This window comes from Bacteroides sp. ET71, from assembly GCF_023336905.1.
GTDB lineage: Bacteria > Bacteroidota > Bacteroidia > Bacteroidales > Bacteroidaceae > Bacteroides.
In genome coordinates this window covers 52,772-60,145 of sequence record NZ_JAMBLS010000021.1, presented here as the reverse complement: position 1 = coordinate 60,145, position 7,374 = coordinate 52,772, and the positions used below count along the sequence as shown (strand labels likewise).

Sequence of the window (7,374 nt, the reverse complement as noted above, 5' to 3'; positions counted from 1 at the left end):
TTTACAAAAGAAGATTTACTGTCACATAATTCTATTATAGAAAAAATTGTACTAGCCATTGAGAATTCTCTACTCTATAAAAATGGATTAGAAATAATCAGATGTTATAAAGGGAAGACATGCTAAAAAAGATTCCCTTGCGCTGCGATATGGCACACCCCTTTCCGAACTTTGCCTCCTGAAAGCAAGTTCCACCACGGACTTCGCAGAATTATGTTTCACATCTTAAAAACTATTTGTTATGATGAACCATTTGTGGCGCGTGACCGCCGTAAAAGTCACAGGGAAAGTAACACCGGGAATGTGGGTAGAAGTGCTGAAAAGCGGAACCAACGCACCGCCCACGATCAAGGAAATCGGTGTGGAGATAGAACGCAAATATGGCGTGAAACTCATTACAGGTTGCAGCCTCGTCAACTTCAAGATTGAAAAGATGGGATAAGGCGATTCGCTTATGACTATCAGACACATCGTCTTGCGCAAAGGGACATATTACTTTTACGGAGATTATTCCGAAAGAAACTTGATTGCCACCGTTTCCCAAAAAGAGGTGGGCGAAGTGGTAGGATATAACCATGAGTATATGCTTTGCCTCAAAGGGAATAAGTATGCAGTCCGTTCCTTAGGGAAAGAGGAAGTGATGTCCTTTTGCGCTTTTACCAATCCTTACCCCATGAAGATTTCGTTCACTATCGGCAACATCCGGGATTGTGTCCGGGTAGAAGATGAGGACGATGAAGCCCGGTGGCGAAAACTCATCCGGCAAATTAAGGGGCTGCCCGGGAAGACTGCCGAAGAGAAAATTAAAGCAATCGTGGAGCATCTGGATGAAGCCGGTTCTACCGCAAGCCTTATCACACTCTATCGTTCGTGTGATAAGGACTTCGCGCAGTTTCTGGATAAGGCTTTGAAACTTTATCCGTTCGATAGCACAGAAAGTCTTCGTAATTTGGCTTTCGATTTATTGCATATTGCGCGTAGCCAGACAGGGGAAAAAGACATATAGGATACATGGCCAAGTATCCTATAAGAAGGGCGTGTACCGGCGCGACGACCGCTGGAACTTCTGTGCCGAGCGTTCCAGGCGGCACAACTGTCCCGTCCGCGCCACCAGTTCCTTGTCCGTGCGGAAGCGGACACCGTCCACGCAGATGCTTGTGGCGTTGCGCCGCGTGCTGCCCGGCTCGCCTGTTTCGCGTTCGAAGCCTTTCTTCAATGCCAGCGACGGGGTGAATATGCCCAGTCCCTCAATCTTCACCGAGCGTCCGTTGGCCATGCTCCACGCCATTTCTTCGGCCAGCGCCCGCACCACTCCGTGGATATCGCCCTGGGTGAACGTGGTGGCGCGGCTGATGCGGCGCGCTATTTCTTCCAAATCGTCCTGTCCCGCCAGCTTCATGCGTGGGTAGAGGATGCGTTTCCCTTCGTCGTTGGGCAGGTTCATTTCCTGCATTTCATAAGTAGCCATAATTCATTGCGTATGGGTGAATAAATATTTGCACCAGTGTGGAAACTTGTCCGCGCTCTGTTGCAAGTTCTATTTCAAGGCTTGAAATATATATGCCAAGCCTTGGTTTTTATATTTCAAGCCTTGAAATATATATTTCAGCCGTAAAGATACACTTTTCCCAGAGACGGAGCAAATTTCTCGCCCTGTTCCGGTTGGTTTTTCGTCACAGGGCGATTCCTTTTCTCTCCGGTTCTGTCTGCCGTCGCTACGCGTGGCGCGGTCGGATGCGCTTCATCACCGTCTCCACGCCTTCTTTGATGCGGCTGGTCAGGATGACCAGCACTACGGCCACCAGTATCAGCACGATACCTGTCGCCTCGCGGGCCGTGAACGCCTCGCCGAAGACGCACGCCCCAATGACCACTGCCGTCACCGGCTCCAGTGCCCCGAGGATGGACGTCAGCGTGCCGCCGATGTGGCGCACGGCCAGCAGCAGCGTGATGTTTGAGATGACCGTCGGCATCACCGCTAGCAGCAGCACCAAGCCCGCGCTCTGCCAGTCGGGCAGGGGCTGGAAACTGCCTTGCACGCCGTTCTTCACGGTGAACGTCAGCGCCGTGAACAGGAAGACGTAGAACGCCAGCTTGCGGCTGTGCATGTCCTTTAGGCGCGACTTGTTGACTGACACGATGTAGCTGGCATAGCCCACGGCCGACAGCAGCACGACCACCACGCCCCAGGCGTCCAGTGTCAGCTCCGTGCCTTGGAGCGACAGCCGGGCCACGCCCGCCACCGCCAGCACGATGGCCAGCCAGGTCACCCACGAAGCTCCCTCGCGGAACAATGCCAGCATCAGCAGCGTCGTGAAGATGGGGTAGGTGAAGTGCAGCGTCGTGGCCACGCCCGCGCCCATCACCTCGTAGCCGTAGAGTAGGAACATCGACGAGGCCGTGTAGAACAGCGCCATCACCACCAGCAGCGGCACATCGCGCCACGCGATGCGGAACGACTCGCCCTTCACTGCCATCATCGTGCCCAAGGCCAGGGTGGCCGTCACGAAGCGGTAGAACAGGATACTGTCCGAGTCTAACCCCCGCTGCATCAGCGGCAGGGTGAACAAAGGGATGAGGCCGAAGGTCACCGACGTGGCCAGGCCGTAGAGAAAGCCTTTTAGTTTGGATGTGTTCATAAGTCAGTTCAAATGTAAAAATGTCACGTTTTTGCCCGGCAAAGGTACGCATATTATGGCATCGCGCCTACTTTTCGGGCCGAAAAGGACAAGATTCTGTCTCCTTGACCTTGCCCATCTCCGACAAATGCCCTATCTTTGCGCCCGCAATCCGGAAGCACCTTTCCGGCGGAGAGATTACATTACCTTGGCAATTCGACCCTGTGTGGCTGAAAGTAATGGGACGGCTCTTCTCTCCATTGACCCATAGGACATACTCTGCGTCCCGTCTGGCAGAACTTTTTAGAATACAAGACAGCCAGACGTATGTAAATGCACATTTGTACATATCATTCATTTATTGTTTCACTAAATCATTATTGTAACATGAAGAAAATGAATTTCTTTGTGATGGCCTTACTGTGCCTGTGCACGATGGCCATCGGCTTCGTTGCATGCAGCGACGACGACGACAACTCCACCGTCCCTAACTTGGGCACGCCTCCCTATGAGGCCGTCAGTGGCAAGTATAATGTAACCACTTCCGGCTCGCCCTACGAAAGCATCGAGCTGGGCGCCAGCGGCAACTACATCGTCACCCTTAGCGGCGGCAGTTATGCCCTTTCCGCACAGACAGCCTTGGAGTCCGGACGCTCGGGCAACCGTCTCTTGACCAATCGCACGGCACAGACCCGCGCCACGCAGGACGGTTACTTCGTCTACGGCACCTTCACCAGCCTGGGCAATGGGCGCTACCAGTTGGAGGACTTCGGTACCATCACCCTCACTACCGGCACGGACGGACAGGTGAGCGGCATCACCGTCGATTCTGACCGCTACGGTTCGGCCACGGTCACCGTGCAGAAAGAAGAGACGATGACCGACAGCGGCATGACCAATGCCCTCTGCCGCACCTGGCGTTTCGAACGGGCTCACTATGTCTCCACCGACTTGGAGACCGGCGAATCGGAAGAAGAGACCGAACTTCCCAACGAAGGCCCAGAATCGGCTGAGGAGGTACTCTTCTCCAAATCGGGTACCTATCTCGTGGCTTATAACGATGGTTCCCTCGAAATGGCCCGTTGGCGCTGGCGCGACGAGGCGGCCGGCACTTTCTACTACACCTGGGAGGAGACTTGGCGCGATGAAGACTACGCCACCATCACCTTCTCCGGCAACACCGCCGTTGTCTACGAGGTCTATGAAGAGGATGGCTACCGCGCAGAGACTTGGTACTATCTGAGCACGGATGTCATCGCCGAGAGTCCCGAAGAGCCTCAGGAGCCCGAACAGCCCTTGCCTTCCGACGAATCGCCCGTGGCCCGGGTCTTTGGTGACAAGCTGATTAAGTCGGTGGGCGATGACAACTATTTCTATGAGAACGGCTTTCTGGTGCGGATTGCCGAAGATGATGACCCGGAAAGCGAAGGCACCTTCTTCCACTACAACTACGTGACCGGTGCCGAAGGCCCTGATGTCTATACGATGGACGACTCTGAGTTGGAGCAGACTGCCACGCTTGGCGAGAACGGCTTCGTGGCCAGCGTCCAACACGAGATGTATGACTGCACCACCACTTTCGAATATGATGCCGAAGGCCACATCACGCACATTGTGGAGGGTCGTGAGGAGCGCGAATATGAACTGACTTGGGAGAATGGCGACCTGGTACAAGTGACTCGCTGGCACTACGATGAGTACCCGATAGAGAAGAGTACCTATCTATATACCTACTCCGACCAGCCGTCCAACGGCATCATGCGCTTCTACAAGGACTACAACATCGACCTCGATGTGGTGGAGGAGTTCTATTACGCCGGACTGATGGGTGTCTCCACCAAGCATCTTATCGAGACCGAGACCAGCATTTCCCATGATTTCGTGATTCGTTATGTCTGGACAGACCACGACGTGACCAAGTATAGCGATAGCGAGCCGAATGGTCGCGTGGACTATACTTTCTCCTTCTACGAGTAATCCCCGACAAGTCAATATTTCTCTATAAATTGTCAAGCGCCCCGTACGTCCATTATTGGGTGGACTGCCGGGGTGTTTTTTGTCCGCCTGCCTGTTGCCTAATTCAAATGCTTGCCGTATCTTTGCGGCCGATTTTATGGGAGCTGCCCGGATGGGGCAGCCGTGTATTCCAGATTAACCACGTAAAAAACAGGAACCGATGAAACAGACTGTATCCGTACCTTTCATGTTGCTGGGCATATTGTTCAACGTATGTCTCATCACTGCCAATCTTCTTGAGACGAAAGTCATCTCTGTCTGCGGGCTGACCGTTACGGCGGGCCTGCTGGTCTTCCCGATTTCTTATATCATCAACGACTGCATTACCGAGGTGTGGGGCTTCCGCAAGGCGGGGCTCATCATCTGGACGGGCTTTGCGATGAATAGTTTCGTCGTCACGCTGGGGCTGGTGGCCGTGGCGCTGCCGCCCGCGCCGTTTTGGGAGGGGGAGGAGCACTTCAACTTTGTCTTCGGCATGGCGCCGAGGATTGTGGTGGCCAGCCTGGCGGCGTTTCTCGTGGGGTCGTTCCTCAATGCGTATGTGATGAGCCGGATGAAGTTGCGCAGCGGGGAGCGGCATTTTTCGGTGCGGGCCATTGTTTCGACGGTGGCGGGCGAGACGGCGGATTCGTTGCTGTTCTTTCCGATAGCTTTCGGAGGGGTCATCGCGTGGCGTGAGCTGGCGGGGATGATGGTGCTGCAGATTGTGTTGAAGTCGATGTATGAGGTGGTGATTCTGCCTGTCACGGTGCGGGTGGTGCGCTTCATCAAGAGGAATGAAGAATGGGGAATGAAGAATGAAGAATTAAGAATTGAGAATTGAAAATTGAGAATGAAGAATTAAAAACGAATGATGAATTAGAGCCGTTTGCCCTGTCATTCTGAACGAAGTGAAGAATCTCCCTAATGAAAGGCAAGAAGGAGATGTTTCGACTGCGGATGTGGGAAAATCGCAGATGCTTTGTGAGATTCTTCGACTACGCCCTGCGGGCTTCGCTCAGAATGACAGGATACATTGGCATGAGAGAATGATGCACGGGAAATTCTTCGTTCTTCATTCTTCGTTCTTCATTCTTCATTTATATTTTTTGTAATTGCTTATGATAAATGAAACTGCTTTGGTCGTGTTCAGCGGTGGGCAGGACTCGACCACGTGCCTGTTTTGGGCGAAACGTGAATTTAAGGATGTGTGTGCTTTGAGCTTCCGCTATGGGCAGAAGCATGAGCGGGAAGTGGAGCTGGCGGGGGACATCGCCCGGCGTGCCGGCGTGGAGTGGGAGGCGTTGGACTTGCCTCTGGTGGGGACGTTGGGGCATAATGCGCTGACGGATGCGTCGATGGTGATGGACGAGCGGGTGCCCGAGGGCCAGGTGTGTCCGAACACGTTTGTGCCGGGGCGGAACTTGTTCTTCCTCAGCGTGGCGGCTGTGTGGGCCCGGGAGAGGGGCATACGGCACATCGTCACCGGGGTGTCGCAGACGGACTTCAGCGGGTATCCGGACTGTCGGGATGCGTTCATCAAGTCGCTGAACGTGACGCTGGACCTGGCGATGGATGCGCAGTTTGTGCTGCACACGCCGCTGATGTGGCTGGACAAGGCGCAGACGTGGGCGCTGGCGGACGAGCTGGGGGTGCTCGACCTGGTGCGGCGCGACACGCTGACGTGCTACAACGGTATCCCCGGCGACGGCTGCGGGCATTGCCCGGCGTGCAAGCTCCGCCGCGAGGGACTGGAGAAGTATCTTTTGAGTTTATGAGTTTTTAAGTTTATGAGTTTTTAAGTTGACGAGTTAACGAGGCAACAAGGGGCTTGTTAGCTACGAGCTACAAGGAACGTCCTCGTAGCCTGAAGCCTCATAACCTCAAAAACTCATAACCTCAAAACCTCAAAAACTCATAAACTTAAAAACTCATAACCTCAAAAACTCATAACCTCAAAAACTCATAACCTCAAAAACTCATAAACTCAAAAACTCAAAAACTTAAAGGCTTAAAAACTCAAACCATATGAATGAAGATTTGCGTGCCCAGCTCCATGCGCTGGGCCAGAAGACGGAGTACCGTCAGGATTACGCCCCCGAGGTGTTGGAGGCGTTTGAGAATAAGCATCCGGAGCGTGACTACTGGGTGCGGTTCAACTGTCCGGAGTTCACCAGCCTGTGCCCCATCACGGGGCAGCCGGACTTTGCGGAGATTCGTATCTGCTACATCCCCGACGTGCGGATGGTGGAGAGCAAGAGTCTGAAGCTTTATCTCTTCAGCTTCCGCAGCCACGGGGCTTTCCACGAGGATTGCGTGAACATCATCCTCAACGACTTAATCCGGCTGATGGACCCGAAGTATATCGAGGTGACGGGCCTGTTCACGCCACGCGGCGGCATCTCCATCCATCCCTACGCCAACTACGGGCGCCCGGGGACGAAGTATGAGCGCCTGGCGGAACAACGGCTGTTCGGGCGGGAGTGATTTTTTTGGTGGGGGTACACCATAATGCTTTGGAGGGGGTGCCCCAATGAGCTTTGGAGGGGGTGCCCCAACGAGCTTTGGAGGGGGTGCCCCAACGAGCTTTGGAGGGGGTACACCAACGAGCTTTGGAGGGGGTACACCAACAATCTGTCATCCTGAGCGAAGGCGAAGCCGAAGTCGAAGGATCTCCCTACGAGTACGGATGGTATAAGGGAGATGTTTCGACTCCGGCTTCGCCTTCGCTCAACATGACAGGGGAAAAGAGGAGAGGGCG

Annotated in this window: 7 protein-coding genes and 1 pseudogene; 6 read left to right on the top strand and 2 right to left on the bottom strand. The window is 54.0% G+C overall.

Going from position 1 to position 7,374, the window contains the following annotated elements; all coding sequences use genetic code 11:
• Window positions 1–241 precede the first annotated feature (241 nt).
• Both M3090_RS11075 and M3090_RS11070 read left to right on the top strand, forming a co-directional pair.
• Window positions 242–442 (top strand): peptidase, encoded by a 201-nt coding sequence (locus M3090_RS11075; RefSeq protein ID WP_249056228.1) that lies wholly within the window; start codon window positions 242–244, stop codon window positions 440–442.
• Window positions 443–454: 12 nt separating this feature from the next.
• The gene (locus M3090_RS11070; protein ID WP_249056226.1) at window positions 455–1,006 is read left to right on the top strand and encodes a hypothetical protein; all 552 of its coding nucleotides are present in this window, start codon (window positions 455–457) and stop codon (window positions 1,004–1,006) included.
• Window positions 1,007–1,024: 18 nt separating this feature from the next.
• Here the strand turns inward: M3090_RS11070 and M3090_RS11065 are convergent, their stop codons facing one another.
• Together M3090_RS11065 and M3090_RS11060 are read right to left on the bottom strand one after the other, a co-directional pair.
• The gene (locus tag M3090_RS11065) at window positions 1,025–1,468 is read right to left on the bottom strand and encodes an HU family DNA-binding protein (protein ID WP_249056225.1); all 444 of its coding nucleotides are present in this window, start codon (window positions 1,466–1,468) and stop codon (window positions 1,025–1,027) included.
• 247 nt (window positions 1,469–1,715) lie between these two features.
• On the bottom strand, window positions 1,716–2,639 hold the full coding sequence (locus tag M3090_RS11060; RefSeq protein ID WP_249056221.1) for a DMT family transporter: 924 nt from the start codon (window positions 2,637–2,639) through the stop codon (window positions 1,716–1,718).
• Window positions 2,640–3,005: 366 nt separating this feature from the next.
• On the opposite strand from M3090_RS11060, the gene M3090_RS11055 reads away from it, so the two are divergent.
• From M3090_RS11055 to queF, 4 genes and pseudogenes are all read left to right on the top strand, one after another.
• Window positions 3,006–4,595, top strand: a complete 1,590-nt coding sequence (locus tag M3090_RS11055; RefSeq protein ID WP_249056220.1) for a DUF4595 domain-containing protein — start codon at window positions 3,006–3,008, stop codon at window positions 4,593–4,595.
• A 199-nt stretch (window positions 4,596–4,794) separates the two neighbouring features.
• Window positions 4,795–5,409: pseudogene (locus tag M3090_RS11050) on the top strand (queuosine precursor transporter); the annotation flags it as partial.
• A gap of 325 nt (window positions 5,410–5,734) precedes the next feature.
• Window positions 5,735–6,391, top strand: a complete 657-nt coding sequence (gene queC, locus M3090_RS11045) for a 7-cyano-7-deazaguanine synthase QueC (RefSeq protein WP_249056216.1) — start codon at window positions 5,735–5,737, stop codon at window positions 6,389–6,391.
• A 250-nt stretch (window positions 6,392–6,641) separates the two neighbouring features.
• Window positions 6,642–7,100 (top strand): preQ(1) synthase, encoded by a 459-nt coding sequence (gene queF, locus M3090_RS11040; RefSeq protein WP_249056212.1) that lies wholly within the window; start codon window positions 6,642–6,644, stop codon window positions 7,098–7,100.
• Window positions 7,101–7,374 lie beyond the last annotated feature (274 nt).

What these genes read in the sequence shown, in the direction of transcription:
- queC (WP_249056216.1), top strand. Translation starts at nt 5,735, where the DNA reads ATGATAAATGAAACTGCTTTGGTCGTGTTCAGCGGTGGGCAGGACTCG.
- queF (WP_249056212.1), top strand. Translation starts at nt 6,642, where the DNA reads ATGAATGAAGATTTGCGTGCCCAGCTCCATGCGCTGGGCCAGAAGACG.
- M3090_RS11075 (WP_249056228.1), top strand. Translation starts at nt 242, where the DNA reads ATGATGAACCATTTGTGGCGCGTGACCGCCGTAAAAGTCACAGGGAAA.
- M3090_RS11055 (WP_249056220.1), top strand. Translation starts at nt 3,006, where the DNA reads ATGAAGAAAATGAATTTCTTTGTGATGGCCTTACTGTGCCTGTGCACG.
- M3090_RS11065 (WP_249056225.1), bottom strand. Translation starts at nt 1,468, where the DNA reads ATGGCTACTTATGAAATGCAGGAAATGAACCTGCCCAACGACGAAGGG.
- M3090_RS11060 (WP_249056221.1), bottom strand. Translation starts at nt 2,639, where the DNA reads ATGAACACATCCAAACTAAAAGGCTTTCTCTACGGCCTGGCCACGTCG.
- M3090_RS11070 (WP_249056226.1), top strand. Translation starts at nt 455, where the DNA reads ATGACTATCAGACACATCGTCTTGCGCAAAGGGACATATTACTTTTAC.